The sequence below is a fragment of the Streptomyces sp. NPDC002386 genome (assembly GCF_053593175.1).
Map to the genome: position 1 here is coordinate 45,792 of NZ_JBSFBX010000017.1, position 26,227 is coordinate 72,018.

22 protein-coding genes are annotated in these 26,227 nt (G+C 72.8%); 10 read left to right on the plus strand and 12 right to left on the minus strand.

The window, feature by feature from the left end:
- Nucleotides 1-106: 106 nt before the first annotated feature.
- Nucleotides 107-340 carry a hypothetical protein gene (locus ACWCPN_RS29125; protein WP_199212575.1) on the plus strand — a complete coding sequence of 78 codons (234 nt, stop codon included), beginning with the start codon at nucleotides 107-109 and terminating at the stop codon, nucleotides 338-340.
- A 159-nt stretch (nucleotides 341-499) separates the two neighbouring features.
- Nucleotides 500-1,216 (plus strand): TIGR04222 domain-containing membrane protein, encoded by a 717-nt coding sequence (locus ACWCPN_RS29130; protein WP_451211948.1) that lies wholly within the window; start codon nucleotides 500-502, stop codon nucleotides 1,214-1,216.
- A gap of 68 nt (nucleotides 1,217-1,284) precedes the next feature.
- On the opposite strand, the gene gcl is transcribed toward ACWCPN_RS29130, so the two are convergent.
- Nucleotides 1,285-3,072: a glyoxylate carboligase gene (gene gcl / locus ACWCPN_RS29135; RefSeq protein ID WP_451211951.1), complete on the minus strand. Its 1,788-nt coding sequence runs from the start codon at nucleotides 3,070-3,072 to the stop codon at nucleotides 1,285-1,287.
- 280 nt (nucleotides 3,073-3,352) lie between these two features.
- Between gcl and ACWCPN_RS29140 the strand changes: the two genes are divergently transcribed.
- On the plus strand, nucleotides 3,353-4,018 hold the full coding sequence (locus ACWCPN_RS29140; RefSeq protein WP_451211954.1) for a hypothetical protein: 666 nt from the start codon (nucleotides 3,353-3,355) through the stop codon (nucleotides 4,016-4,018).
- Between the two features lie 19 nt (nucleotides 4,019-4,037).
- Here the strand turns inward: ACWCPN_RS29140 and ACWCPN_RS29145 are convergent, their stop codons facing one another.
- The gene (locus tag ACWCPN_RS29145) at nucleotides 4,038-5,648 is read right to left on the minus strand and encodes an AMP-binding protein (RefSeq protein ID WP_451211956.1); all 1,611 of its coding nucleotides are present in this window, start codon (nucleotides 5,646-5,648) and stop codon (nucleotides 4,038-4,040) included.
- Entirely contained in the window at nucleotides 5,645-7,318 is a 1,674-nt protein-coding gene (locus ACWCPN_RS29150; RefSeq protein ID WP_451211959.1) for an AMP-binding protein, read from the minus strand. Before ACWCPN_RS29150 ends, ACWCPN_RS29145 begins: the two co-directional genes overlap by 4 nt.
- Nucleotides 7,319-7,444: 126 nt before the next feature.
- Here ACWCPN_RS29150 and ACWCPN_RS29155 point away from each other — a divergent pair, with 126 nt between their 5' ends.
- The 3 genes from ACWCPN_RS29155 (at nucleotide 7,445) to ACWCPN_RS29165 (ending at nucleotide 12,305) form a co-directional block, all read left to right on the plus strand.
- Entirely contained in the window at nucleotides 7,445-8,281 is an 837-nt protein-coding gene (locus ACWCPN_RS29155) for a helix-turn-helix transcriptional regulator (protein ID WP_365128663.1), read from the plus strand.
- 168 nt (nucleotides 8,282-8,449) lie between these two features.
- Nucleotides 8,450-11,275 (plus strand): helix-turn-helix transcriptional regulator, encoded by a 2,826-nt coding sequence (locus tag ACWCPN_RS29160; protein WP_451211964.1) that lies wholly within the window; start codon nucleotides 8,450-8,452, stop codon nucleotides 11,273-11,275.
- A gap of 238 nt (nucleotides 11,276-11,513) precedes the next feature.
- A complete protein-coding gene (locus tag ACWCPN_RS29165) occupies nucleotides 11,514-12,305 on the plus strand; it encodes a S1 family peptidase (protein ID WP_451211968.1) in 792 nt (263 codons plus the stop codon).
- Nucleotides 12,306-12,450: 145 nt separating this feature from the next.
- Here the strand turns inward: ACWCPN_RS29165 and ACWCPN_RS29170 are convergent, their stop codons facing one another.
- Entirely contained in the window at nucleotides 12,451-13,560 is a 1,110-nt protein-coding gene (locus ACWCPN_RS29170; protein WP_451211971.1) for a winged helix DNA-binding domain-containing protein, read from the minus strand.
- A gap of 216 nt (nucleotides 13,561-13,776) precedes the next feature.
- Nucleotides 13,777-15,120 carry a diacylglycerol/lipid kinase family protein gene (locus ACWCPN_RS29175; protein WP_451211974.1) on the minus strand — a complete coding sequence of 448 codons (1,344 nt, stop codon included), beginning with the start codon at nucleotides 15,118-15,120 and terminating at the stop codon, nucleotides 13,777-13,779.
- Nucleotides 15,121-15,297: 177 nt separating this feature from the next.
- Between ACWCPN_RS29175 and ACWCPN_RS29180 the strand changes: the two genes are divergently transcribed.
- Both ACWCPN_RS29180 and ACWCPN_RS29185 read left to right on the plus strand, forming a co-directional pair.
- Nucleotides 15,298-16,140, plus strand: a complete 843-nt coding sequence (locus ACWCPN_RS29180; RefSeq protein WP_451211977.1) for a patatin-like phospholipase family protein — start codon at nucleotides 15,298-15,300, stop codon at nucleotides 16,138-16,140.
- Nucleotides 16,141-16,220: 80 nt separating this feature from the next.
- Nucleotides 16,221-16,556, plus strand: a complete 336-nt coding sequence (locus ACWCPN_RS29185) for a hypothetical protein (protein ID WP_451211980.1) — start codon at nucleotides 16,221-16,223, stop codon at nucleotides 16,554-16,556.
- 51 nt (nucleotides 16,557-16,607) lie between these two features.
- On the opposite strand, the gene ACWCPN_RS29190 is transcribed toward ACWCPN_RS29185, so the two are convergent.
- The 5 genes from ACWCPN_RS29190 to ACWCPN_RS29210 all read right to left on the minus strand — a co-directional run bounded on the left by ACWCPN_RS29190 (nucleotide 16,608) and on the right by ACWCPN_RS29210 (nucleotide 21,847).
- Nucleotides 16,608-17,309, minus strand: coding sequence for a hypothetical protein (locus tag ACWCPN_RS29190; RefSeq protein WP_451211983.1), 702 nt, complete (start codon nucleotides 17,307-17,309; stop codon nucleotides 16,608-16,610).
- Entirely contained in the window at nucleotides 17,309-20,311 is a 3,003-nt protein-coding gene (locus ACWCPN_RS29195) for a hypothetical protein (RefSeq protein WP_451211987.1), read from the minus strand. Before ACWCPN_RS29195 ends, ACWCPN_RS29190 begins: the two co-directional genes overlap by 1 nt.
- 5 nt (nucleotides 20,312-20,316) lie before the next feature.
- Complete coding sequence (locus ACWCPN_RS29200; protein ID WP_451211991.1) at nucleotides 20,317-20,988, minus strand: DUF2690 domain-containing protein; 672 nt, start codon at nucleotides 20,986-20,988, stop codon at nucleotides 20,317-20,319.
- Nucleotides 20,989-21,093: 105 nt separating this feature from the next.
- A complete protein-coding gene (locus tag ACWCPN_RS29205) occupies nucleotides 21,094-21,561 on the minus strand; it encodes a TIGR03668 family PPOX class F420-dependent oxidoreductase (RefSeq protein WP_451211994.1) in 468 nt (155 codons plus the stop codon).
- Nucleotides 21,562-21,586: 25 nt separating this feature from the next.
- Nucleotides 21,587-21,847 (minus strand): hypothetical protein, encoded by a 261-nt coding sequence (locus ACWCPN_RS29210; RefSeq protein WP_451211997.1) that lies wholly within the window; start codon nucleotides 21,845-21,847, stop codon nucleotides 21,587-21,589.
- Nucleotides 21,848-22,030: 183 nt separating this feature from the next.
- On the opposite strand from ACWCPN_RS29210, the gene ACWCPN_RS29215 reads away from it, so the two are divergent.
- Both ACWCPN_RS29215 and ACWCPN_RS29220 read left to right on the plus strand, forming a co-directional pair.
- Nucleotides 22,031-22,798 (plus strand): polysaccharide deacetylase family protein, encoded by a 768-nt coding sequence (locus ACWCPN_RS29215; protein ID WP_392293524.1) that lies wholly within the window; start codon nucleotides 22,031-22,033, stop codon nucleotides 22,796-22,798.
- Between the two features lie 107 nt (nucleotides 22,799-22,905).
- Entirely contained in the window at nucleotides 22,906-23,346 is a 441-nt protein-coding gene (locus tag ACWCPN_RS29220; RefSeq protein ID WP_199212563.1) for an SRPBCC family protein, read from the plus strand.
- Between the two features lie 14 nt (nucleotides 23,347-23,360).
- Here ACWCPN_RS29220 and ACWCPN_RS29225 read toward each other — a convergent pair whose 3' ends face one another.
- The gene (locus tag ACWCPN_RS29225; RefSeq protein WP_451212000.1) at nucleotides 23,361-24,512 is read right to left on the minus strand and encodes an XdhC family protein; all 1,152 of its coding nucleotides are present in this window, start codon (nucleotides 24,510-24,512) and stop codon (nucleotides 23,361-23,363) included.
- A gap of 99 nt (nucleotides 24,513-24,611) precedes the next feature.
- Nucleotides 24,612-26,069: an NCS2 family permease gene (locus ACWCPN_RS29230; protein WP_199212561.1), complete on the minus strand. Its 1,458-nt coding sequence runs from the start codon at nucleotides 26,067-26,069 to the stop codon at nucleotides 24,612-24,614.
- Nucleotides 26,070-26,227: the final 158 nt, after the last annotated feature.

Sequence of the window (26,227 nt, forward strand, 5' to 3'; positions counted from 1 at the left end):
GGAGCGCCCCCGCGGCAGGGGGCGCTCTTCGCGCTGTCCCGGCCCCCGGGCGCTCCGGATCCCGGCCCGGCGTGCGTATCCGGCGCGTCCGCAGGACGCTGAACCCATGGGACATCCGACGCAGTATCCGCACATCGTGGTCCACGCCCCGGCCCTGGACGGCTCCCGGCGGGTCACCGAGGGGGACGTGACGCTGGGACTGGCCTCGCACCTGGACGACGTGGTGGAGATCCTGCGGCTGGCCGACCTGGACCGGATCGAGGTCGAGGAGAGCGACCTCATCGAGTGGCAGGGCGGCGGGCCGGAGGACTGGCCCGGCCTGTCGGAGCACGAGCTGTAGCGACGCCGGGTACGGCGGTGGCCGTACCCGGCCTACGCATACCTCAAATCAAGCTCTGAACCAGGGCGTTCAGGCTTCGACCGCCGTCGTGGCCGGGCACATTACCGTCATGCGGGGCCCGCCGGCACGGGGGCGGCGGGCCTCGTACGGGGGTGCCTCATGGATCGTACGAACCCGCCGCCCGTGGACCGTACGCCGCCGGAGCCGTGCGCGATCGCCCTGCTGCGGGGCGGTGACCGGGCCGCCGTGACGGTCGCCGTGCTCGCCCTGCACCTGCGCGGCGCGGTCGACTCGGGCCGGCCGGGAACAGTGCGCAGGACCGGCGCGGGGAACGCCGGAGCCTTCCGCCATCCCCTGGAGAAGGCGGTCCGTACCGGCCTCTACCGGCCCGCGGGGCCAAGGGAGTTGCCCGGCCGGGCGGTGGTCCGGCACGCGCTCGCCGGGACGCGGGCCGAACTCGTGGCGGCCGGACTGCTGCGAGCGCTGCCGCCGGGCCGCACCCGCGCCGCCCGCCGGCTCCTGGCCGAGCTGCGCGAGCGCCATCCGCTGCCGCGGGGCCCCGCCGGTCCGGAGGGCTTCGCGGAGCAGGAGGTGCTGATCACCGTCGCGCTGCACGGCGGGCGCGCGCTGGCCGCGCTGCTGCCGCGTTTCGCCCGTGACTCCGGGCTCACCGGCCGCGGCGCCCTCGCGGACGAGGGCCTGTTCCCCCTCGGCCGGGGCAGCGGCGTCCGCGGCATCACCTTCCACGGCGACGACAGCGCCGGGGACAGGGACGGCGGCGGTTTCGGCGGCGGGGCCCACGGCGGCCACCACCACGGCGGCTTCCACGGCGGCCACGACTTCGGCGGCGGCTGCGGGGGCGGCGGATTCGACTGAGCGGCGGGGACCGCACGCCGGAGGGGCGGCCCGTCCCCCGGACGGGCCGCCCCTCGTGTGCTCGTGGCTCAGACCCTCAGCGGGCTGATCGCCGTCGGCGCGTGGCCGGGCTCGGTGGCGAGGTCCTCGAACTCGGTGATGTCGCCGATGTCCATGGTCCGGCTCATCGCGATGTTGGTGACCCGCTCCAGGATCGCCTCGACGACGACCGGCACCCGGTACTCGGCGGCCAGCTTCCCGGCCTGCTCGAAGGCGGGGCCGAGCTGGTCCGGCTCGGTGACCCGGATCGCCTTGCAGCCCAGGCCCTCGGCGACCTTGACGTGGTCGACGCCGTAGACGCCGATCTCGGGCGTGTTGACGTTCTCGAACTCCAGGTTCACCTGGAAGTCGATGTCCAGCCCGAGCTGCGCCTGCCGGATCAGGCCGAGGTAGGCGTTGTTCACCAGGACGTGCACGTAGGGGATCCGGTGCTGGGCGGCGACGGCCAGCTCCTCGATCAGGAACTGGAAGTCGTAGTCGCCGGAGAGGGCGACGACCGGGGAGTTAGGGTCGGCCTTGGCGACGCCGATCGCGGCCGGGACGGTCCAGCCGAGCGGGCCGGCCTGACCGCAGTTGATCCAGTGGCGGGGCCGGTAGACGTGCAGCATCTGCGCGCCCGCGATCTGGGAGAGGCCGATGGTCGTGACGTACCGGGTCTCCGGGCCGAACGCCCGGTTCATCTCCTCGTACACGCGCTGCGGCTTCATCGGCACGTCGTCGAAGTGCGTACGGCGCAGCAGGGTGGCCCTGCGGTCCCGGGTGGAGGCGATCCAGGCGGTGCGGTCGGGCAGCCCGCCCGCCGCCTTCAGCTCCCGGGCAACCTCGACGAACAGCTCCAGCGCGGCCCCGGCGTCGGAGACGACCCCGTAGTCCGGCGGGAAGATCCGGCCGATCTGGGTGGGCTCGATGTCGACGTGGACGAACTTGCGGCCCCGGCGGTAGGTGTCGAGCTTGTAGCCGGTGTGGCGGTTGGCCCAGCGGTTGCCGATGCCGAGGACGAAGTCCGACTCCAGGAAGGTGGCGTTGCCGTAGCGGTGCGAGGTCTGCACGCCGACCATGCCGGCGTTCAGCTCGTGGTCGTCGGGCAGCGCGCCCCAGCCCATCAGGGTCGGGATGACCGGGGTCCCGGTCAGCTCGGCGAACTCGGTCAGCAGGTCGCAGGCGTCGGCGCCGATGACACCGCCGCCGGCGACGATGACCGGGCGTTCGGCGGCGAGCAGGAAGGACAGCGCCTTCTCGATCTGGGCGCGGGTGGCGACGGGCTTGTGGACCGGCAGCGGCGCGTACGTCTCCGGGTCGAACTCGATCTCCGTCTGCTGCACGTCGATCGGCAGGTCGATCAGGACGGGGCCGGGCCGGCCGGAGCGCATCAGGTGGAAGGCCTGCTGGAACACGCCGGGGACCTGCGCGGCCTCCATGACGGTGACCGCCATCTTCGTCACCGGCCGCGCGATGGAGGCGATGTCGACGGCCTGGAAGTCCTCCTTGTGCATCACGGCGGTGGGCGCCTGGCCCGTGATGCACAGGATCGGGACGGAGTCGCCGATCGCCGAGTACAGACCGGTGATCATGTCGGTGCCCGCGGGTCCGGAGGTGCCGATGCAGACACCGATGTTGCCGGGGCGGGCGCGGGTGTAGCCCTCGGCCATGTGCGAGGCGCCCTCGACGTGGCGGGCGAGGGTGTGGTGGATCCCGCCACCCTCCTTGAGCGCCTTGTAGAACGGGTTGATCGCCGCGCCGGGCACACCGAAGGCGTCGCTGACGCCCTCGAGCTTGAGGATCTCAACTGCCGCGCGGGCAGCGGTCATTCGGGCCATCGAGCACTCCTGCTTCGGCTGTCGGATGCGTACTCCCGTCGCGCCCCGCGGTGAGCACCGTCTCCGGAGTCATCGGACTGCTTCCCCATACGTTTTCCGTATTGCGGAAGTCAACTTCTACTATCTGGAAGTAATGTAAGGGGGGTGCCGGACGTCGTCAAGAGAGCCCGGGAGCCGCGGGGGGCCGGGCCGGGCAGAGGCGCCAAGCGCCGGACAGACGGACCGGGATGGAGGACGATGGGGACGCCGCCCCGACGCGACGCCTGAAGATGGATGGGCCATGCCCGAGAGCGTTCCGCTGCACTGTCCGGCCTGCCGCCGCGAGCACGTCTACACCGCACCCCCGTACCCCTGCGCCTGCGGCGCCCCCAGCGCCCCGCGGCTGGACGCGGCGGCCGGGCCGGTCGTGCTCGTCCACCGTGCCTGGGACGAGGACTGGATCACCGTGCGCTGCACGGCCTGCGGCCGGCGCAACCAGTGGCCGCATCCGGAACTGGGCTGCCCGTGCGGCGCGGTGCTGCGCATACCCGTGGCCGGGACCCGTTCTCCGGGCCCCGGCCACCGTCCGCCGGCGCGCTCCGCCGGGGCCGCCTCGGCGCTGGACGCGGTCACCTCCGCCGTGCTGTGCCTGCGCCGGCTCGGCCACCGGGACATCCGGCGCGCCGACCAGCGCCCGCCGTCCGGCATCGGCCTGGCCGCGCCCGGTCTCGTCGTACGGGTCGATCCGGCGGCGCGCCCGGCCTCGTCACGGGACGTGGAGTGCCTCTGGCTGACGGCCATGACGGAGTCCGCGGACTGCGTCTACTTCTCCGTCGCGGGCTACACCGGGGCGGCACGGGCCCAGGCCGACGCGCTGGCCGTCCCCCTGTTCACCCTCGACCACGGGGGGACGGCCACGCCGGTGAACGGCCCCGGCCGGCTCCTCGCCGAACAGGGCGCGTCCTGAACCGCCGGACCTCCCGCCGTCAGGCGCCGTAGGCCTGCCGCAGCTCCACCTTGCGCACCTTGCCCGAGACCGTCATCGGGAAGCTCTCCAGGATCTGCAGCCGGCTGGGGATCTTGTAGTGGGCGAGCCGGTCGCGGCAGAAGGCGCGCAGGTCCTCCAGGGTGAGCGGGTCCTCGGGATCCAGGGGGATGACGCAGGCCAGGACCTCCTCCCCGTACTTCTCGTGCGGTACGCCCACGACCTGGACGTCCCGGATCCCGGGGTGGGCGTAGAGGAACTCCTCGATCTCGCGCGGGTAGATGTTCTCGCCGCCGCGGATGATCATGTCCTTGATGCGGCCGACGATCTCGACGTAACCGTCCTCACGCATCACCGCCAGATCGCCGGTGTGCATCCAGCGGCCGGTGTCGACGGCCTCGGCGGTCTTCCCGGGCTCGTCCCAGTAGCCGAGCATCACGCTGTAGCCGCGGGTGCACAACTCCCCCGCCGTGCCCCGCGGCCGGGTGACCCCGGAGACCGGGTCGACGACCTTGACCTCCAGGTGCGGCAGGACCCGGCCGACGGTCCCGGTGCGGTGCTCCAGGTCGTCCTCGATACGGGTCTGCAGGGAGACCGGGGAGGTCTCGGTCATGCCGTAGCAGATGGAGACCTCCGCCATGTGCATCTCGGCGACCACCCGCTTCATCACCTCCACCGGGCACGGCGAGCCCGCCATGATGCCGGTGCGCAGGGAGGAGAGGTCGTAGGCGGCGAAGCCGGGCAGGTTCAGCTCCGCGATGAACATGGTCGGGACGCCGTACAGCGAGGTGCAGCGCTCCCGCTGGACGGCCTCCAGCGTCGCCTCCGGGTCGAAGGACGGCGCCGGGACGACCATGCAGGCGCCGTGGGAGGTGGCGGCCAGGTTCCCCATGACCATGCCGAAGCAGTGGTAGAAGGGGACCGGGATGCAGACCCTGTCCTGCTCGGTGTAGGCGACCAGCTCGCCCACGAAGTAGCCGTTGTTCAGGATGTTGTGGTGGGAGAGCGTGGCGCCCTTCGGGAAGCCCGTGGTGCCCGAGGTGTACTGGATGTTGATCGGGTCGTCGCAGGACAGCTCGGCCTCGCGCGCCCGCAGTTCCTCCCGCGGGACCGCCGACCCGCGCCCGGCGAAGGCCTCCCAGCCCGGATCACCGATGTACACGGTCTCCGTCAGCCGCGGACAGCGGACCCGGACCTCCTCCACCATCGCCCGGTAGTCGCTCGTCCGGTGCCGGACGCTGGCGAACAGCAGGGAGATCCCGGCCTGGTTGAGGACGTACTCGACCTCGTGCGTGCGGTAGGCCGGGTTGATGTTGACCATGACGGCGCCGACGCGCGCGGTCGCGTACTGCACGAGCACCCACTCGGCGCAGTTGACCGCCCAGATGCCGACCCGGTCACCCTTGGCGACTCCGCTCGCGAGCAGCGCGCAGGCCAACTGGTCCACGTCGGCGGCGAATTCGGCGTAGGTCCAGCGGCGTCCGGAGGGCACGTCGACCAGGGCCTCGCGTTCGGGCCAGGCGGCCACGGCGCGGTCGAGGTTGGCCCCGATGGTGTCGCCGAGCAGGGCGGTGGGGCCGGTTCCGTGGGTGTACGACAGTTCCGAGGTCACCGGAAGTCCTCCTCGCGGTACTCGTGGTCGGAGCCGGCGGCCGTGGCCTCGCGCAGCTCGATGCGGCGGATCTTGCCGGAGACGGTCTTGGGCAGCGCGGCGAACTCCAGCCTGCGCAGGCGCTTGTAGGGGGCCAGCACCTGGCGGGAGTGCTCGAAGAGGACCTTGGCCGTGTCGGGACCGGGCTGCCACCCCTCGGCGAGGACGACGTACGCCTTGGGCACGGCGAGCCGCAGTTCGTCGGGGGCGGGCACGACGGCCGCCTCGGCGACGGCCTCGTGCTCCAGCAGCGCGCTCTCCAGCTCGAACGGGCTGATCTTGTAGTCCGAGGCCTTGAAGACGTCGTCGCTGCGGCCGATGTAGGTCAGATATCCGTCCGCGTCACGGGACGCGACGTCACCGGTGCGGTAGTAGCCGCCCGCCATCGCCTCCGCCGTGCGGTCGGGGTCGCCGTGGTAGCCGGTCATCAGGCCGACCGGGCGCTCGGACAGGTCGAGGGCGATCTCGCCCTCGTCGGCGCCGGGGGCGCCGGAGACCGGGTCGAGCAGCTCCACCCGGTAGCCGGGGCTGGGCCGGCCCATGGAGCCGGTCTTCAGTGTCTGCCCGGGGCTGTTGGAGACCTGCACGGCCGTCTCGGTCTGCCCGAAGCCGTCCCGGATCGTGATGCCCCAGGCCCGCCGGACCTGCTCGATGACCTCCGGATTGAGCGGCTCGCCCGCGGCGACCACCTCGCGCGGCGGGATGGCGAGCTGCGACAGGTCGGCCTGGATGAGCATCCGCCACACGGTCGGCGGCGCGCAGAACGTGGTGACCCCGTGCCGGTCCATCTCGGCCATCAGGCGGGCCGGGTCGAACCGCGTGTAGTTGTGGATGAAGACCGTCGCCTCCGCGTTCCACGGGGCGAAGAGGTTCGACCAGGCGTGCTTCGCCCAGCCGGGCGAGGAGATGTTCAGGTGCACGTCGCCGGGCCGGAGACCGATCCAGTACATGGTGGCCAGGTGCCCGACGGGGTACGAGGTGTGGGTGTGCTCGACCAGTTTGGGGCGGGCGGTCGTCCCGGAGGTGAAGTACAGCATCAGCGGGTCGTCGGCCAGGGTGGGGCCGTCGGGGACGAAGTCGGGGGACGCGGCGTACGCGTCCTCGTACGGCTCCCAGCCCTCCCGCGGCAGCCCGCCGACCGCGATCCGGGTGTAGGTGCCGGGCACGTCGTCGAACTTGGCGGTGTCCTCGGCCCGCACCAGCACGTGCTTGACCCGGCCGCGCTCCACCCGGTCGCAGAGGTCGGCGGGGCCGAGCAGCGGGGTGGCCGGGATGACCACGGCGCGCAGCTTCATGGCGGCCAGCGCGGTCTCCCACAGCTCCGCCTGGTTGCCCAGCATCACGAGGACGCGGTCCTCGGCGGCGACGCCCCGCGCGCGCAGGTGGGCGGCGACGCGGTTGGAGCGCTCGGCCATCTCGGCGAAGGACAGCCTGGTCTCGGTGCCGTCCTCCTCGACGATGTGCAGCGCCGTCCGGTCGTTGCCCTCGGCGATCACGTCGAACCAGTCGAGCGCCCAGTTGAAGTGCTCGGGCCGCGGCCAGACGAAGCCCTCGTAGGCGCGGGTGTAGTCCTCGCGGTGCTCCAGCAGGAAGTCCCGCGCGGTCCTGAAGACCTCGGTCGCCGTCGTCATCGGTGTCCTCCTAGAATCCGGACCATTGCCGGGCGGCTCTCTGGCATCGTCTAATCCGTGATGCAGGTCTCACTACCCCCGAACGGGGGTGTGGTCCACGGTGAGCCGCACCGAAGGAGCGATGAGGTGGCAGCAGAGGCCGTGGCGACGACGGAGATTCGTGGTGCGCTGGCCCGGCTGCGGCACACCACCGGGCTTCCGGTCGCCTTCGGCGGGCTGGTCGAGGCCGGCCGGCCGCAGATCCGGATCAGTGAGCTGAGCGGCACCCACACCGCAGCTCTCAGGTCCCTCGCGGTGACGTCCGGCAACGGGCTCGGCGGCAGGGCGGTGGCACTGGCCCGTCCGTGCGCGGTGACGGACTACGCCGGTTCGCGGCAGATCAGCCACGAGTACGACGTGCCGGTGGCCGCCGAGGGCATCCACTCGGTGCTCGCGGTGCCGGTCGTGGTGCGGCGCCGGGTGCGCGGGGTGCTGTACGGCGCGCTGCGCTCGGCCCAGCCGCTCGGCGACCGCACGCTGGGCGCCGCGGTGGCGGCGGCGCGGGACGTGGAGCAGTCGCTCGTGGTGCGGGAGGAGGCGCGGGGGCTGCTCGCGGCGGCCCGGACCGAGCCCGCCGGGGCGTCCCGGGGGGCGGAAACCGGCCAGGAACAGGTGCGCGAGGCGCACGCGGCGCTGCGCGCGCTGGCGCCGCGGATCGCCGACCCGGAACTGCGCGCCGAGCTGCTGGCGGCGTGCGGGCTGCTGGCCGCGCCCCGCCCGGCAGGCGGCGCGAGCCTGGCGCCGCGGGAGCTGGACGTGCTGTCCTGGGTGGCGGCGGGCGCGACCAACGCGGCCGTGGCCGAGCGGCTGGGTCTGCGGCCGGAGACGGTGAAGGGCTATCTGCGCTCGGCGATGCGGAAACTGGGTGCGCACACCCGGGGGGAGGCGGTGACCGCGGCACGCCGGGCGGGGCTCCTGCCGTAGAGACCGGCCGGTCGGTGACGCTCGTAAGGAAACCTGCCCATTGTTGTGACCATGCCGCGAATTTTTTCCTGCGCTTGACCGTTTGTTATTTCCCTCACCACGGCTTCCGTCCGAATTTCAAGGATCGTTGCCTAGAATTTGGCCCGGACACGACACAGGAGGGGAGCGGTGACCGTGCGACGGGACTTCCAGGAGTCGGTTCGATGCCGTCCCGACCTGGTCATCGGCCGCGAAGAGCTGTTCGGGAGCGCCCGGGACCAACTCGACTCCGGTGGCAGCGTGCTGCTCCACGGCCCCGCCGGAATAGGTAAATCGACGGTCCTGCGGGCATTGGCCGAGGAATACGGCGCCACCGCGCGCCGGGTCCTGCGCTGCTCGGCGACCGAGTCAGAATCCCACCTTCCGTTCCTGGCCCTCGCCGACCTCCTCGGCCTGGCCCTGGAGGAGGTCGCCCCCCGGCTGCCGGCCGCCCAGCTCACGGCCCTGGAGTCGGCGCTCACCGGCCGCGGCGAGTCCAGCCTCCAGCGCGACGGCCTCGCCCTGCGCCTCGCGGTGCTCTCCGCGCTCCGGGCGCTCGCCGACCGGGGCCCGGTCCTGATCGTCGCCGACGATCTGCAGTGGCTGGATCCGGCCAGCGCCGAACTGCTCGGCTTCGCCGCCCGCCGGCTCGGCGACACCCCCGTGCAGATGCTGTGCGCGGTGCGCACCGAGGACGAGGCCTACGACCGCCATCTGCGCGCCTGCCCGCCGGGCACCCTCTCGGTGCGGCTGGGCCCGCTCTCCCGCACCGAGCTGACCACGCTGCTGAACCACCGCGGCTACGACGGCCTGCCCCGCTCCACCGTCCGGGAGGTGCACCGCACCAGCGGCGGCAACCCGCTGTTCGCCCTGGAGCTGGGCCGCGTCCTGGCCGAGAACCCGGCCCCGCCCCGGCCGGGCGAGCCGCTGCCGGTGCCCACCTCGCTGCGCGCCCTGGTGCTCAGCCGCCTCGACCTGCTGTCGGTGGAGGCCCGCCGCACCCTGCTGCTGGCCAGCGCCGGCGCCCGCCCCACCCTCGCCCTGCTGCACGCGGCCGGCCGGGAGCACGCCGAGGCCGAGTGCGCCCAGGCGGCCGAACTCGGGCTGCTGGCCACCGAGACCGACGACCCGGCCGTTCGGTTCGCGCACCCGCTGATCTCCGCCGCGCTGTACGCGGAGGCACCCGCGCAGGAGCGGCGCGCGGTGCACGCGGCGCTGTCGACCGCGGCCTCCGACCCCATCGAACGGGCGCGCCATCTCGCCCTGGCCACCACCGGCACCGACCCGGACGTCGCCGACCGGCTCGCCGAGGCCGCCGCCCTGGCACGGGACCGCGGTGCGCCCTCGGTGGCCGCCTCGCTCGGGCTGCTCGCCGCCCGGCACACCCCGGCGGCCGGCGAGCCCGGCCCGGACGAGCGGCGGCTGCGGGCCGCCGAGGACGCCATCACGGCGGGCGAGGCCGACCTGGCCCGGGACATCGCGCGCGAGGTGCTGTCCCGGGCCGTGCTGCCCGCCGAACGGGTGCGGGCGTGGATGGTGGTCATCGAGTCCGCCGGGCAGGCGCTCGGCGACGTGGACGCCGTCTTCCCGCAGGCGCTGGCCGACGCCGGTGACGACCCCAGGCTGCTGGCCCTGGTCCGCTACCAGCTCGCCTGGCGCGCCCTGGTCGTCGAGGGCGACTTCACCGAGGCCCGCCAGGAGGCCGCGCACGCCGCCGAGCTGGCCGCGCGGGCCGGCGACCGGCGCACCGAGCTGATGGCGCGCGCCTTCCAGGCGTCCACCGAGACCCTGATGGGCCATCCGGACGCCGCCGCCACCACCGCGCGCGCCCTGGAGGAGCCGCAGGACCCGTACGTCGCCTGCCACCACAACGGCGTCGGCTACGCCCGCTACCGCTGGCTGCTGATGAGCGACCAGCTCACCGAGGCCCGGGCCACCATCACCGCGCTGCTGCGCGAGGTGCGGCGGCGCGGCATGGTCGAGAGCGAGGTGCACTACCTGCGCATGTGCGCCGAGACCGAGCTGCGCGCCGGTCACTGCGGACGGGCCCTCGACCTGTCCCGGGAGAGTCTGCGGCTGGCCCGGGACGCGGGCATCGGCGAGAGCGCGTCCGCGATGCTGGCCTCGCTCGCCGAGGCGTCCGGCGGTGACACCGAGCGGGCGCTGGAGCTGGCCCGCGAGGCGGTCGGGCACGCCGAGGAGGACGGCGACCAGATGTACCTCTCGCGCGCTCTGGCCGCCCTCGGCTACGCCCAGTTCGTGGCCGGGGAGCCGCGGGCCGCCGTGGAGTCGCTGGGCCGGGTGCGGGAGCTGGAGCTGGGACTCGGCATCACCGACCCGGCGCGCGGCCGCTGGCACGGCGACCTGGCGGAGGCGCTGGTGCTCGTCGGAGAGCACGGCCAGGCGCAGCAGGTCATCGACGGGGCCCGGGAACACGCCGTCAGACTGGGCCGGGAGAGTGTCGTCGCCGTCCTGGACCGGGCCGAGGCGCTGGCCCGGGCGGCCCGCGGCGACCACGAGACCGCCATCGCCCAGCTGACGTCCGCTCAGGACCGGCTCGGCAAGCTCGGCAACGGTCTGGAGGAGGCCCGGGCGGCGTTCGCGCTGGCCCGGCTGCGCGCGCGGCAGGCGGAGAACCCGGCCAGGCGGCGGACGGCGTACGACGAGGCCGTGCGGCTGTTCCGGCGCTGCCGGGCGCTGCCGTGGCTGCACCAGGTGGACGAGGCCCTGCGCGCCCCGCAGCCGGAGCCCGCGCCGCCCGCCCGGGACCCGCTGGACGCACTGGACGGCCTGGCCTCGATGGAGCGTCAGGTCGCCGCGCTCGTCATGGAGGGGGCCACCAACCGGGAGATCGCGTCCCGGCTGTTCGTCAGTGTGAAGACGGTCGAGGCCACGCTGACCCGGGTGTACCGGAAGCTGGGGATCCGCTCGCGCGTCGACATCGTCCGATTGGCGGCGGCTCGCCGAGCGCGGTGAGCGAGGCGCTAGTTAACTGAGCCGGACCGAGGGTTTTCCCTCACCCAACCCCCTAGGGGGTTCCCTCATTGGGAGCCGAGGGACCCGGGTCCTAGCGTAAAGGACGTGCCGCTCGCCCGGGCACACGGGGTCGGTCTCACCCCCAGCCGCTCGGTCTCACCCGGGCAGGGGGTTCCCCCACCCACGTGCACCACCCCCACGCCCGGCGAACCCCCCACCGGCAAACCCGAGGAGACGCATGTTCGGCCTCAGACGTGCCAGAAGGACCACCGCCACGCTCGTGGCGACGGCCGCCGCGGCGGCCACCGCGCTCATCGCCTCCCCCGCCGCGGCCGACGCTCCTCAGCCCATCGTCGGGGGGACGACCACCACCACGACGGCGTACCCGTTCGTCATGCAGATCACGGACGCGTCCGGCAGCCAGTTCTGCGGCGGCACCCTGGTGGCCGCCAAGAAGGTGGTGACGGCGGCGCACTGCATGGTCGGTGAGACGACCAGCAGCGTCCGCGTGGTCGGCGGCCGGACCTATCTGAACGGCACCAACGGCACGGTCAGCAAGGTCAGCAGGATCTGGATCGACCCGGACTACACCGACGCCACCAACGGCGACGACGTGGCCGTGCTGACCCTGTCGACGTCGATGCCGTACACCAAGGCTTCGTACGTCTCCTCCTCCCAGACCAGCGTGTACGCGGCCGGCACCACGGCCCGCATCCTGGGCTGGGGCACCACCTCGGAGAGCGGAAGCTCCTCCAACCAGCTGCGGACCGCGACCGTTCCGGTCGTGTCGGACGCCGGCTGCGGGAGCTCCTACGGGTCGGACTACGTCCGGTCCGACATGGTTTGCGCCGGATACACGTCCGGTGGCGTAGACACCTGCCAGGGCGACAGCGGCGGTCCCCTGTTGATCGGGGGCGTCCTGGCAGGGATCACTTCCTGGGGCGAGGGTTGCGCGGAGGCCGGTTACCCGGGTGTGTACACCCGGCTGACCACCTTCTCGGACCTCGTGACCGCACAGGTCAACTCATAGCCCCGAGGACCACCCGAGCATCCCTCGGGTAGATGCCGGGGGGCGTTGCGAGCCACCACGAGCGGCCCGCAACGCCCCCCTCTCCATGTCCCCGGCCCCCGCGGCCACTTGCCGGCGGTGGGCCTCCGGCGGACGCGCGCGAGGCTCAGCGCGGTACGACGGTGCCGAACCGGACGTCGTACGGCTTCCCGGGGTGCAGTGCGGCCAGCATGCGGACGCCCTCCTCGGCGACCTCCTCGCGCTCGCCCCTCGTCAGCTCCCGGAACGGCTCGACGACGAGTGCGGTGCCCTCGGGCTTCCACACGCCCGCCAGGAAGCCGTCGACCAGGAGGGTGCGGTAGGCCTGGTTGCCGCGCCGGGCACGGCCCCGGTACTCGGGGGGTACGACCCGGCCGCGGTCGGCGTGCGAGAGCAGGAGATTGTCGTACTCGGGCAGGAAGCGGGGCGGGGCCGGGGTGTCCGGGTCGGGGCGGGGCGCGTCGGGCAGGTCGAACAGTTCGGCCCCGGCGGCGTCGCGGAAGGTGAGCAGCCGCGGGCGCAGCCGCTCGAAGGCGTCCCGCAGCCGGGTGAGCCCGGACCACGTCTGCATGTCCTTGACGGAGGCGGGACCGAAGGCGGCGAGGTAACGCGGGATCACGGTCTCGGGCGCCGGGGCCGGTTCGGCGGACCGGCCCAGCCACTGCTCGGCGGTGGTGAGGGCGACCCGGCCGGGCCGGCCCCACAGTCCGCGCGGGGTCACCTGGACCAGCGGCAGGGTGCAGCGGGCGGCGACGGCGAGGGACCCCGGGTCCGCGTCCGGCCACTCGGCGCTCAGTGCCTCGCGCAGCTCGGCCATGGTCCGCGGCTCCGCCTCCACCAGCTCACGGGCGACGGCGGCCAGCCGGCCCAGGTCGACGCCGGCCAGGCCGGTGCGGAAGTTCGTCAGCTCCCGCTCCCGGGCCGCCTGCACCAGCGGCCGCAGGGTCAGGCAGTCGTCGGCGGTGTGGGTGTGGATGGTGGAGCGCAGGGTGACGATGCGGACGGCCGCGCGGTCCGCCATGAGCCGGGACAGCCGCTCCGGTACGAACCCGTCGAGCCGGGCGGCGAGGGCGTAGTACGGCGGCTCGGTGTTCTGCGCCTGCAGACCCAGGAGGTGCCCCACGGCGTCCTCGGCGGACAGCGGCGAACGGCGCAGCAGGAGCTGCCGGTCCAGGGTGGCGCGGTTGAGGGCGCGGGAGTCCAGGAGCGGAGCCGGGGCCGTGCTGCTCTTCGTCATGGAGGCACGCTAACCGGACTTGCGGACACCTTCTGTCCGCGACCGGCGGGCCGGATCCGGGGACTCCCCGCACCATCGGCCCGGAGCACTCCTTCCCGCCGTGGAGTCCACCGTCGCCCTTTCGCCGGCGCATCGGAGCGATCTGGACGCCCCCGGCGACGGAGCTGCGACACCCCTCCCCCGCCGCCCGGGGCGGGGTGACGGGACCGCGCCGGGTCAGCGGGTGTCGCGGCCGGCGGCGACGCGGCCCATGGTCAGGGCCAGGCGGCGGACCTCGCGCCAGTTCATGGCCGGTGCCACGCGGGGCGCCCCGGGGCGGTGGCGCGGCACGCGGACGCGCAGGGCGCCCGGCTCGATGCGGCAGCGGACCGGGGTGGGCAGCATCAGTGCCTCGCCGTCGACACCGGCCGGGACGGCGGGGGCGTCGGCGTCCACCACGACCTCCTGGGCCGAGAAGGCGGTCAGCCCGCGGCTGCGCCCGCCGAGCAGCAGCAGTTCGGTCGCCTCCGTCGTGCTGTTCACGTCGACGGCCAGCACGCCCAGCCGGCCGGTGTCCAGCCGCTCCCGGTGGCCCAGTCCCGCCGCGTCGTCGCTGCGGTAGGGGTTGTTGCTCACCAGGACCGCCTGGGGACCCCTCAGGCGGCGCTCACCGGCGCGGACGACGAGCCGCGGGCCGCTGTGCCGGGTCAGCAGGTCGGGGAGCATCTCCAGGGTCGTACGGGCCTTGTCCTCGCGGTAGGCGGGGCTCTGCACCACGGCCGCGTACACGCCGAACGAGGCGTTGTTGACGAAGACGCGCTCCGTGCCACCGTGCGCGGGCCCCCGTCCGGCGCTGATACGGCCCAGGTCGACGCGGAGTTCGACGGCGTCGGTCAGCGCGTCGAGGCAGGCCGCGGGGTCCTGCCGGTCCAGGCCCAGGTCCATGGCGAAGTGGTTGCGGGTGCCGGCGCTGATCACGACGAACGGGACGTCGTGTTCGGCGGCCACCGCGGCGACCAGGGCCTGGGTGCCGTCGCCCCCGGCGACGCCGAGCAGATCGGCTCCGCGCCGCACGGCCCGCCGCGCCAGCTCGGCCACGTCCTGCGGCGCGGCCGGGTCCAGTACCACGACCTCCGCGCCCAGCGCCCCGGCGCGCTCGTCGAGGCGGAACTCGCCGACCTTGCCGCCACCGGAGCGCGGATTCATGATCAGGAAGGGGTGCCGGGCCCGGCCGGCCGGGAGCTCCGGCATCGCGGGCACGTCGTCGCCCGCGAGCGCCGCCCGCCCGGCGGAAATGGCCAGCGCCCACAGGCCCAGTGAGACCAGCACGACCCACAGCAGCCCGGCGGCGGCGTACAGGGCGAGCACGGCGAGCGGCGCCGCGACCACCAGCACCACGGCGAGCGACCTCACCCAGCCGGTGCGGCTCAGCAGCCACCACACACCGGCCGCCGTCAGTACCGTCCCGGCCAGGCCCACGAGCACCAGGAGGATGCTGCCCGGCCCGGCGAAGGCCAGCAGCACGGCCACCGCCGCGACGCCCGCCACCAGGGCCAGGCGCGCGGTCCAGCGCCTGTTCATACCGCGACCTCCCGCTCCCGTCGTCCCAGGCTACGAGCGGTCCCCGTGAACGGCATGTCCGCGCCCGGCGCGGCTCGCCGTCCGCCCGCGCGGGCACGGTGGCCACATCCGGACGGTCGCCTTCACCTTGTGTGGTGTCATTCCGGTGGATCAAGAACCGACAACCGAGGAGCAGCGATGTCCGAGGCTTTGGTACTGGGCGGCGGCGGGGTGGGCGGGATCGCCTGGATCACCGGGGTGCTGACCGGGCTGGCCGACGCGGGACAGGACGTCTCCGGCGCGGATCTGCTGCTCGGGACGTCCGCCGGTTCCACCGTCTCGGCGCAACTGGGCAGCGGGCTGGGGCTCGCGGAGCTCTACGCGCGGCAGGTGGATCCGGCGCTGCAGTCCGCCGAGATCATGGCCGTGATGGACCTGGAGGGGTTCGCCGCCGAGATCGGTGCCGCGGCGTCCGCCGGCGCCTCGGTGCCGGAGCTGCGCCGGGCCGTGGGACGGGCGGCGCTGGCGGCGCCGACCGTGCCGGAGACGCGGCGCCGGGCGGTGATCGAGTCGCGGCTGCCCTCGCACGGCTGGCCGGAGCGCGCGCTGCGGATCGTCGCCGTGGACGCCGAGAGCGGGGAGCCGCGGGTCTTCGACAAGGACTCGGGGGTGCCGCTGGTCGACGCGGTGGCGGCGAGCTGCGCGGTGCCGGGCGTGTGGCCGCCGGTCGGTATCGACGGGCGCCGGTACGTCGACGGCGGGGTGCGCTCGATGGCCAACCTCGACTTCGTGGAGGACGCGGACCGGGTGGTGGTGATCGTGCCGATGGGCATGACGGAGCCGTTCCCCAGCGAGCGGCCGGTGGAGGGATCGGTGCGGGAGCTGCGCGCCCGGGGCTGCGAGGTCGTGGTCGTGGCGCCCGACGAGGCGGCGCGGGCGGCGATCGGCGACAACCCGCTGGACCCGGGAACCCGCGGTCCCGCCGCCGAGGCGGGCCGGGCACAGGGACGGGCGCTGCGGCTGCCCTGGCACCACGGCTGAGGCACCACCCGCCTTCCCTGATTGGCGCGTACATGCCGTACGATACGGCCCCCCTGGCGCTCTGTGCGGAAGAGAGAATCGTGAAGAAAGCGCGTGTGTGTCTCGCGGTGGTGGCGTGCGCACTCCTGGCCGCCTCGTGCGGCGGAAGCGACACGTCCGTCGACACGTCCCGCCTGACGAGCCAGGAAAAGGAATGGGTCGAGTTCTCCTACGCGCACGAGAAGAACGACGAGATCAAACGCGCCTGGGAGGACCTGACCGCCGAAGGCGTCCAGTCCTATCTCGACCAGCAGCGGCCCCGCCTGTGCGGCGACACGCCCGCGCTGATGCAGAGCCTGAAGGAAGCGGGCTACACGGCGGACGAGATGCAGGAGTACAAGGACAAGACGGAAGCGCTGATCTGCTCGCACCTGTAGCGCGAAGGGTCCCCGCCGGCGACGGCGGGGACCCTCACACCTCGCGTCCGGCTACTGGCCGCCGGACGCCACCGCGCCTCCGAGGATCCTCAGCGAGTACCTGTCGTACGCCCGGTGCAGAACCATCGTCACCGGCCCCGAGGTGAACACCCCGCTGACGACGTACTCCTTCTTGTTCCCCGTCTCGGCGACCTTCCTCGCGTACAGCGCGTCGGTCTCCTTCCTCGCCTGCCGGAGCCAGGCGGAGGCCTTGCCGTGGTCGACTCCGGCCACGTCGAGTCCCGTGCAGGCGGCGAGGAAGCCGAAGTCGCCGGACCGGTCCGTGCCGGCTCTGCACAGCAGGGACGACAGGTTCCGGTGATCGGCGTATCCGGCCGACACCGTCACGCCGTCACCGCCGCGCCCGTTGACGTAGGTCCTCTTCCCGCCGTCGGGCATCTCCTGCTCGACGGGCCCGTCCAGCTTCAGCTTCCAGTCCTTCGAGAGCCCGGTGAGGAAGTCCTTCCCGGTGTAGCCCTCGGCCATCGTGTCCGCCGCGCCGAAGCCGGGCCGCTTGTCGCCGGCCACCGCGTGCTTCGGCAGATCGGCGGCGCGCGGGGCGGTCCGCGCCCCGGACGGCCCGGGTGAGGACGCCGCGGCCTTCGGGCGGTCGGACGCCGCCGTCCCGGGGCTGTTCCGGCTGCAGGAGGCGGCCCCCGCCGCGCCGATGACGACCGTCATCAGCACGGCGGGAACGCGCAGGGCGGCGCGCATCAGACACCGCCGTCGTTGAGGTTGCACGCGCCGGGGTCGGCGTAGTTGAACGGGACGAAGGCGATCGCGTCGAACACGACGTTGCTGTCCCCGGTACCGGCGTCGTGGAGGTTGTCCGCCTCGATCCGGCCGCCCTTCCAGAACGAGAAGGTGCCCATCTCGAACCAGGTGTCCTTGCCGGCGCTGCGGGTGCCCTGGTTGACCCGGCAGTAGTCGGCCTTGGCGCCCACCGTGTTGTCGCCCGGGATGAAGTTGTAGCGGACTATGGCCTCGGCGCCGTGGCTGGGCAGGTGCAGGAAGACCTTGTAGCGCTCGCCCGGCTGGTCTCCGGAGGGGAGCTTGGCCTGGTTGACCTCCCACCGGCCGGTGATCTTGTGGAAGTAGTCCGTGTCTCCGTAGCTGTGCGTGAAGAAGACGTGGTGGTCGTACCCGGCGCCGAGCTGGTGCAGGTCGATGGGGGCGAGGTACGGGGTCGCGCGGAACGTGCCGTCGTCCCGCAGCGTCGTGATGTTGTCACCGGCCTGGAGCGTGAACTTGCCGTCGTCGGCCGCCTCGAAGTCGCCGCAGCCGTAGGTGTCCTCGTGCTCGCCGAGGTCGTCGACGACGATGGCGTTGGGGTAGACGCTCGGGTGGTCGATGCACGGGCCGTGCTCGTACTTGCTCTGCAGTGCGGGCTCACCCGACCCGAGCGAGTAACTGAGCTTTTCGGTCGTGGAGTTGTCGGTGTTCTGACCGCCCATCCAGTCCACGGTGCCGTCCCAGTAGCACTGCGCGTCCCAGGTCGGGCACGGGTCGGCCGCGTCCGGGTCGCAGGAGTTGAGGGCCGGGTCGCAGAACAGGGTGCGCGGCGGGACCTTGATGACGCCGAACGGCATGTCCGGCTCGGAGTACGACTCCGCCGCGTCCCAGGTCTTCTGCGGGACTTCCGCCCAGCCGAAGATCTTCTCCGGGTAGTTCCAGTCGCCGGGGTGCGAGGCGTCGTCGTAGCTGTAACGCAGGAACGGCTGCCGGTCGGCCGGGTAGCGGGGGTTGATCGGGTTGTTGAAGAAGCCCAGCCCGACGGAACCGGAGGTGTAGACACCGGAGTTGTAGCCCCACAGCGCCGTGTACCAGTTCTCGATGTAGGCCGGGCTGCCGCCGTTGACGTTCATGCCCAGCGCCTTGATCTGGTTCCACTTCTCGGCCAGGATGCCCAGGCCGGCGGCGATGTTCGCCGCGTAGTCGGTGGTGACGGCGCCGGCGTGCAGGGCGTCGAGCTGCTCGGCGTGCTTCTCCGACATGCCGGTGGTCACCTGGGCGATGCCGTAACCGCAGTCGGCCTTCTCGCGGTCGGGGTAGCCGTGGATGCCGTTGGCGTTGCCGTACCAGTCGGACTTGGTGACGTTGCCCGAGTCACCGTTCATGGAGTGCCAGGACGCCTGCTTGAAGTTGGACTCCTGCGCGAGGATGCCCAGCATGACCTGAGCCGGGATCTCGCCGCCGCCGGTCAGCTGGGGCTTGGGGAACAGGCCCTGCGGGGTGTAGGCGCCGAGGCCGGTGTCGTGCCAGTTCGACGGGCGGGACACCGTCAGGTCGCCGTGCACGGCCTGGTCGACCGCCCACTCGACCATGTTCGCGCTGGGCTGGAGCGCCTGGCGCTTGGGGTCGTTGCGCTTGACGATGCAGGGCGTCTCCATCTCCGCGACCTTGCCGTACACGGCCGCACCGGATCCGGACAGGCACTGCGACTCGGGGCCGCCCTCACCACAGGTGGCGGGGTCCTGGTCGTCGGGTCCGGCCATGGCGAACGCGGCCGGGTCCAGCCGCACCGAGGAGTCCGGCACCGGCCGCTCGCGGTCGGCGTCCACGAGCGTGGTGGCCCTGGCGCCGGTCCGGAGCGCGGTCGCCTTGACCGTCAGCGTCCCGGCGCCCTTCTTCGAGGGCGAGCCGACGCCGGTGGTGATGCCCTTCATCTGCTCGGAGAACACCGAGTTGGTCACCAGGTGGCCGTGCCGGGAGATGCCGGCCACCCGGCCGTCGACCGCGTGCTTGGACAGCCCCGGGGCCTTGCTGGTGTCGATGCCCTTCACGTCGCCGACGACCGCGTCGCCGCCGGCCACGGGGAGGAGCTTGACGTCCCCCTTCGGGGCGCGGCCCAGCTCGGTGAAACGCCTGCCGTCGAAGCGGGAGATGACGCTGTTCCCGCCGTCGACCGTGCCGACGTCCACCGTGCCGTTCTTCGAGGCGGTCAGCGCGAACATCGGGCCGGGCACGGCGGCGAGCTTGCGGGGGGACAGCTTCCTGCCGCTGCCCCGGAGGTCGACGAGATCACCGCCGAGCACGCCCACCGTTCGCTTTTGCGTGGGCATGACATGCGTGAGATAGCCGTCGACCGTGCGGCGGGAGGAGACCGACCCGGTGGCGGCGTCCACCGAGATCACCGTGGTCGAGCCGGCCGACCTGTCGGTGGCCGAGCTGGAGGTGAACGCCACCTCGTCGCCCGTTCCGCAGCCCGGTGTGAAGTACGCCAGTTGCACCCGGTCGGGAATCTCGGTGACCTTGCCGTCGGAGAGACGGACGACCGCGGCGAAGGCGCCGTTCTCGTACGCGCCGGGCTGGTTGGACCAGGCCGACGGGGCGTAGACGGCCGCCGCGTAGTCTCCCGACCCCGTGGTGCAGACGTAGCCCGTCCACGGGCCGGCGTCGGAGAGTTCCTTGCGGTCGAGACGGGCGATCTCGTAGAAGGAGAACCCGTCGCTCTCCCGGGCCGCGAGGATGTGCAGCCCCTCGGCGTCGCCGGTGGCCTGCACGATCGCGTCCGACGACGAGGCGTAACCCGATCCCAGGTCCTTGCCGGGCGCGGAGAACAGACGGGGCGACGCGGCGCCCGCGGCGGCGGGCGCCGTCCTCACGGTGCCGTCCGAGGACGCCATCGGAACCAGGGCGGTGGATGCCGCCACCACGCTCAGGGCCAGGAGGGGATTGGTGGAGAAGTATCTCCTGAGACCTCTTCTGCGCATCATCTTCCTCATATCCAGTCCGTGCACAGGCCGTGCACGAGCGGGAGGCTCGCGTTGTTGTTGTCCTTGATGTACTGCAGCGGCTCCGGGTCGTACTGGGAGTCGACGTCGTTCCAGCACGCCTTCGCGGTCGTGGTCTTCCAGTTCTGCATCTTGGTGTAGGCGCCCGCCACACCGTCGGCGAGCAGACCCGTCGCGTCGTAGTCCTCGATGCCGCCGTCGGACGCACGCGTCGTCCACAGCGTCCCGTACACGTAGTCGGGGGACGTGTCGAGATCGCGCGAGATCTTCGCCCATACCCCCTGGCACTTCGGCGACCACATCAGCCGCACCGCCACCGACTCGTCCGGCTCCGTCGCCTGCTGGAGAATTTCGGCGTCGTCGTCGCACCCCATCTGAATGGGGTCCTTACCCGAACAGGTGGCCCTCCAGCAGTCGGCCGCGGCCGCCGGAGATGCCTGAATTCCCTGAAAGGCTCCGGCCATCAGGGTGAGGGCAGCAGCCGCCGGCCCCCATTTACGTATGCCATGCACACATATCTCCTCAGAAGTTCCTTCCCCTGCCGCCGCGAACGCGGCGGGGATAACGCGCAGCTTACGCGAACACACGCTCGGTGCAAGGCAGTTGCACCGCCCCGGACCTGCACTTATGTCGAATCGAGAGGGTTGCGCCCGCACCATCTCTTTTCCGCTGCTTTACGTCGACAGGCCAGACGATCAGGGGGATCCCGGTGCCGAACCACAGGAACAGGCGGAATCAATATCCCCGTTGCTCTCCCGCCTTTTTCACGGCGATTCGGACGTCCGCGCCCGCCAGCCGGTCCACCGCCGCACGGTGATGTCGACCACCGGGCCGGCCGGTGGACGGGACCGGTACTGCGGGTACTTGGCGCACAGCAGCGCCACGGCGGTCTGCCGCGCCCGGCGTGCGCCCGGGTCGGCGGTGCCGGGCGGCAGGACGCGGGCCTCGCCGTCGGCACGGACCCACCACAGGTGGTCCCAGTCCTCGTCGTAGACGTCCACGAGCAGCGAGACCGCCGGGTGCGCGGACAGGTTGGCCAGCCGCTTGAGGCGGTCGGTGGTCTTGGGCTTGTGGTCGACGGCGGTGACGAGCCGGTCGGCGCCGCCGGGAGCGTGATGGGCGAAGACCACCGGCACCTGGTGGGGCCGGCCCGACGCGTCGATGGTGGCCAGCCGGGCCACCCGCGCGGCGGCGAACAGCGACCGCGCCTCGCTCTCGGCCAGTCGGGGCATACGCCGCTCCTCGCTGTGCGGCCGGTCAGCTCACGCGCAGGGCGTCGAGCGCGCCGGCGACGGTGAGCTGTCCGAAGTCGTCGTACCACTGACCGACGGCACTGAAGACGGCCGGCCGGTACGGGCGCACGATCGCGTCCGCCTCCGGGGCGAGCGAGTCGAGCGAGTCGGAGGCGCCGACCGGGACGGCCAGGACGACGGGGCCGGGCAGTTCACCCCGGTCACGCAGGCCGCTCAGCGGACCGGCGAGCACTTGTCCGGCCTCGGCACGGTCGCGGAAGCGCATGGGCGGTCCTCTCGCCGCTGGCCTTCACTCCCCCGCTCCTCCATGGTGCTACGGCCGCGCCGCCGGGCGTTCGCATGAGGCCGAAAATCGAACACATGAACTATGAACCGAGTGTATAGTCCCGGCATGCCTCTCACGACTTCGGCCGGCGCGAATCCGGCCCCGCAGCCCGCGCCCCAGAAGATGCGCGGAACGCGACGCGGGTTGCGTCTGTCCACGCTCGCCTCGGTGGCCGCCTGTCTGGCGCTGACGCTGTCGGGCTGCGCGGAGGTCGACACGACCGCTCCCAGCACGGTGCGCGCCGAGGGTGCCCACGGGGCACCGGCCGGACTCGGGGCGGTGGACTGCCGCGAGGCGAAGTGCATCGCGCTGACGTTCGACGCGGGGCCGAGCGAGAACTCGGCGCGGCTGCTCGACATCCTCAAGGAGAAGAAGGTCCCGGCCACCTTCTTCCTGCTGGGCAAGCGGCACATCGACACATACCCGGAACTGGTCAGGCGGATGGCGGCCGAGGGCCATGAGGTCGCGAGCCACACCTGGGACCACAAGATCCTCACCCGGATCTCCGACGACCGGATACGTGAGGAACTGCGGCGGCCCGACGAGGAGATAGAGCGGCTCACCGGGCACCGGCCCACGCTGATGCGCCCGCCCCAGGGCCGCACCGACGCCGACGTGCACCGCATCTGCAAGGAGCTGGGCCTGGCCGAGGTGCTGTGGAGCGTGACCGCGAAGGACTACACGACCACCGACTCGGCGCTGATCACCAAGCGCGTCCTGGACCAGGCCTCCCGGGACGGCATCATCCTGCTGCACGACATCTACCGGGGCACCGTGCCGGCCGTGCCCGGCATCATCGACGCGCTGAAGGCCCGTGGCTACGTCTTCGTGACGGTGCCTCAGCTGCTGGCGCCGGGGAAGGCCGAACCGGGCCGGGTGTACCGGCCCTGAGCCGGCAGGCCGTCGGCCACCCTCCCGGGGCCGCCGTTGAGCCGTACAGGGGATCCGGGGCCGGGCGGACGGGCGACCGGACGGCGGCCATTGCCTACGATCGTGCCGTGCCCTACTTCTCCGTCGAACGCACCGTGCCCCTTCCGCTCGAGGAGGCGTGGCGGCGGCTGACCGAGTGGCCCCGCCACGGTGACGCGGTGCCCTTCACCCACATCACCGTCCTCACGCCCGCGCCGACGCACGAGGGCACCCGGTTCGTGGCCCGCTCGGGTGTCGGCCCGCTCGGGTTCGACGACCCCATGGAGGTCACGGTCTGGCGGCCGCCCGCGGACGGCGCACCGGGGATGTGCCGCCTGGAGAAGCACGGGCGGGTGATCCTGGGCTGGGCCGAGATCGAGGTCGGACCCGGGCCGGACGGCCGGGCCCGTGTGGTGTGGCGGGAGGACGTGCGGGTCCGCTTCCTACCCCGCCTCTTCGACGGCGTCGTGGCGGCCACGGCGCGGACCCTGTTCGGGAGCGCGGCGAACCGGCTGCTCCGGCGGGCGTGACGGGCGGCGGCCGCTCAGGCCACCGACCCGATCCGTCCCGCGGGAGCGGCCGCCGTGTCGTGGTGGATCGGGGTGTGGGCGCCGGTGAGGGAGACACCGCTGCCGCCGCGGCGGCAGGCGACGATCTCCGCGGCGATCGACAGGGCCGTCTCCTCCGGGGTGCGGGCCCCGAGGTCGAGACCGATCGGCGAGCGCAGCCGGGTCAGTTCGAGTTCGCTGACGCCGACCGCGCGCAGCCGCTCGTTGCGGTCCAGATGGGTACGGCGGGAGCCCATCGCGCCGACGTAGGCGACCGGCAGCCGCAGGGCGAGCCGCAGCAGGGGCACGTCGAACTTGGCGTCGTGGGTGAGGACGCACAGGACGGTGCGGCCGTCGACGTCCGTGCGCTCCAGGTACTCGTGGGGCCACTCGACGACGATCTCGTCGGCGTCCGGGAAGCGGGCCGCGGTGGCGAACACCGGGCGGGCGTCGCACACCGTGACGCGGTAGCCGAGGAACTTGCCGGCCCGTACCAGCGCGGAGGCGAAGTCGATCGCGCCGAACACGATCATCCGGGGCGCGGGGACCGAGGACTCCACCAGGACCGTCAGCGGGGCGCCGCAGCGCGAGCCCCGCGCTCCGATCTCCAGGGTGCCGGTGCGGCCCGCGTCCAGGAGGGCGCCGGCCTCGGCGGCCACGGTGCGGTCGAGTTCCAGATGGCCCCCGAAGCCGCCGTCGTGGGAGCCGTCGGGACGGACCAGCAGGGCGCGGCCGAGCAGTCCGGCCGGACCCTCGGTGATCCGGGCGACCGCCGCCGCCTCGCCTCGCGCGGCGGCGGCCAGCGCGGCCGCGAGCACCGGCCGGGCGGGATCGTCCGCCCGGACCGGCGTGACCAGGATGTCGATGACGCCGCCGCAGGTCAGGCCGACGGCGAAGGCGTCCTCGTCGCTGTACCCGAAGCGCTCCAGGACGGTCTCCCCGTCCTCGAGCGCCTGCCGGCACAGCTCGTACACGGCGCCCTCCACGCACCCGCCGGAGACCGAGCCGACGGCCGTGCCGCCGGTGTCCACCGCGAGGGCGGCGCCCGGCTGCCGCGGGGCACTGCCGCCGACGGCCACCACGGTGGCGACGGCGAAGTCACGGCCCTGCTCGACCCACCGGTTCAGCTCCTCGGCGATGTCCAGCATGTCTCGGTCTCCTGACGGGGTTGCGGTGGGCGGGGGTCGGCCGGACTGGGGGGCGTCTCCCCGATCCTCACGGGTCCGCGAGGATCGGGGAGACGCCGCCTAGTGCACGCCCAGCCAGCCCTCGATGGGGTGCAGGGCGAAGTAGACGAGGAAGACGGCCGTCAGGCCCCACATGAAGGCCCCGATCTCGCGGCCCCTGCCCTGGGCGGTCTTGATCGCCGTGTAGGAGATGACGCCCGCGGCGACACCGGTGGTGATGGTGTACGTGAACGGCATCAGGACGACGGTCAGGAAGACCGGGATGGCGGTGGCGCGGTCGGCCCAGTCCACGTGCCGGGCGTTCATCAGCATCATGGCGCCGATGACCACCAGGGCGGCGGAGGCGACCTCCTGCGGCACGATCGCGGTCAGCGGGGTGAAGAACAGGCAGGCGGCGAAGAACAGTCCGGTGACGACCGAGGCCAGCCCGGTGCGGGCGCCCTCGCCGACCCCGGTGGCCGACTCGATGAACACGGTCTGTCCGGAGCCGCCCGCCACGCCGCCGATGGCACCGCCGGCGCCGTCGATGAACAGCGCCTTGGACAGGCCCGGCATCCGGCCCTTGTCGTCGGCGAGCTTCGCCTCGGTGCCGACGCCGATGATGGTGGCCATGGCGTCGAAGAAGCCGGCCAGGACCAGGGTGAAGACGATCATGCCGACGGTCATCGCGCCGACCTCGCCCCAGCCGCCGAACTCCACGTGTCCGAAGAGCGAGAAGTCGGGCATCGAGAGCGCGCTGCCGTGCAGCTCCGGCGCGCCGCCCGCCCACTGCTTCGGGTCGATCACGCCGAGGCCGTTGAGCACCGCGGCGACGACCGTGCCGGAGACGATGCCGATCAGGATGGCGCCGGGGATGTTCCGGGCCTGGAGCATGAAGATCAGCAGCAGGGTGCCGGCGAACAGCAGGACCGGCCAGCCGGCGAGTTCGCCGGCGGGGCCGAGGCTCACCGGGGTCGCCTTGCCCTGGTGCACGAAGCCGGACTTGTAGAAGCCGATGAGGGCGATGAACAGGCCGATGCCCATCGTGATGCCGTGCTTGAGCGCGAGCGGGATCGCGTTCATGATCATCTCGCGCAGGCCGGTGACGACCAGCAGCATGATGACGACGCCGTACAGCACGCACATGCCCATGGCCTGCGGCCAGGTCATGTTGGGGGCGACCTGCGAGGACAGGACCCCGGAGACCGACAGGCCGGCGGCGAGCGCGAGGGGCACCTTGCCGACGAAGCCCATCAGCAGTGTGGTGAGGGCGGCGGCGAACGCCGTCGCGGTGATCAGGGCCTTCTGGCCGAGGGTGTCCCCGGCCGCGTCCTTCCCGGACAGGATCAGGGGGTTGAGCAGGAGGATGTACGCCATCGCCATGAAGGTGGTGATGCCGCCGCGCACCTCGCGCGCGACGGTGGATCCTCTGCCGCTTATGTGGAAGTACCGGTCGAGCCAGGACCTGCCGGCCGGGACGCGGGTGCCTTCGCCCGCGTCTTCGGCTGTGGTCCTGGGCTCCACTGACTGCTGGGTCATGGGCCAACTCCCAAGGTTCACAGGGGCACCCGGCTGCCGTGGGGCGGCAGGCGGGATTTGGGATTGGACGGCCCGGGGGACGGCCCGAGACGAACGTGGTACTTGCTGACCGGCGCCGGGACGGCCGTGGGTCGGGCGGGCCCGGCGCCGGGGTGCCG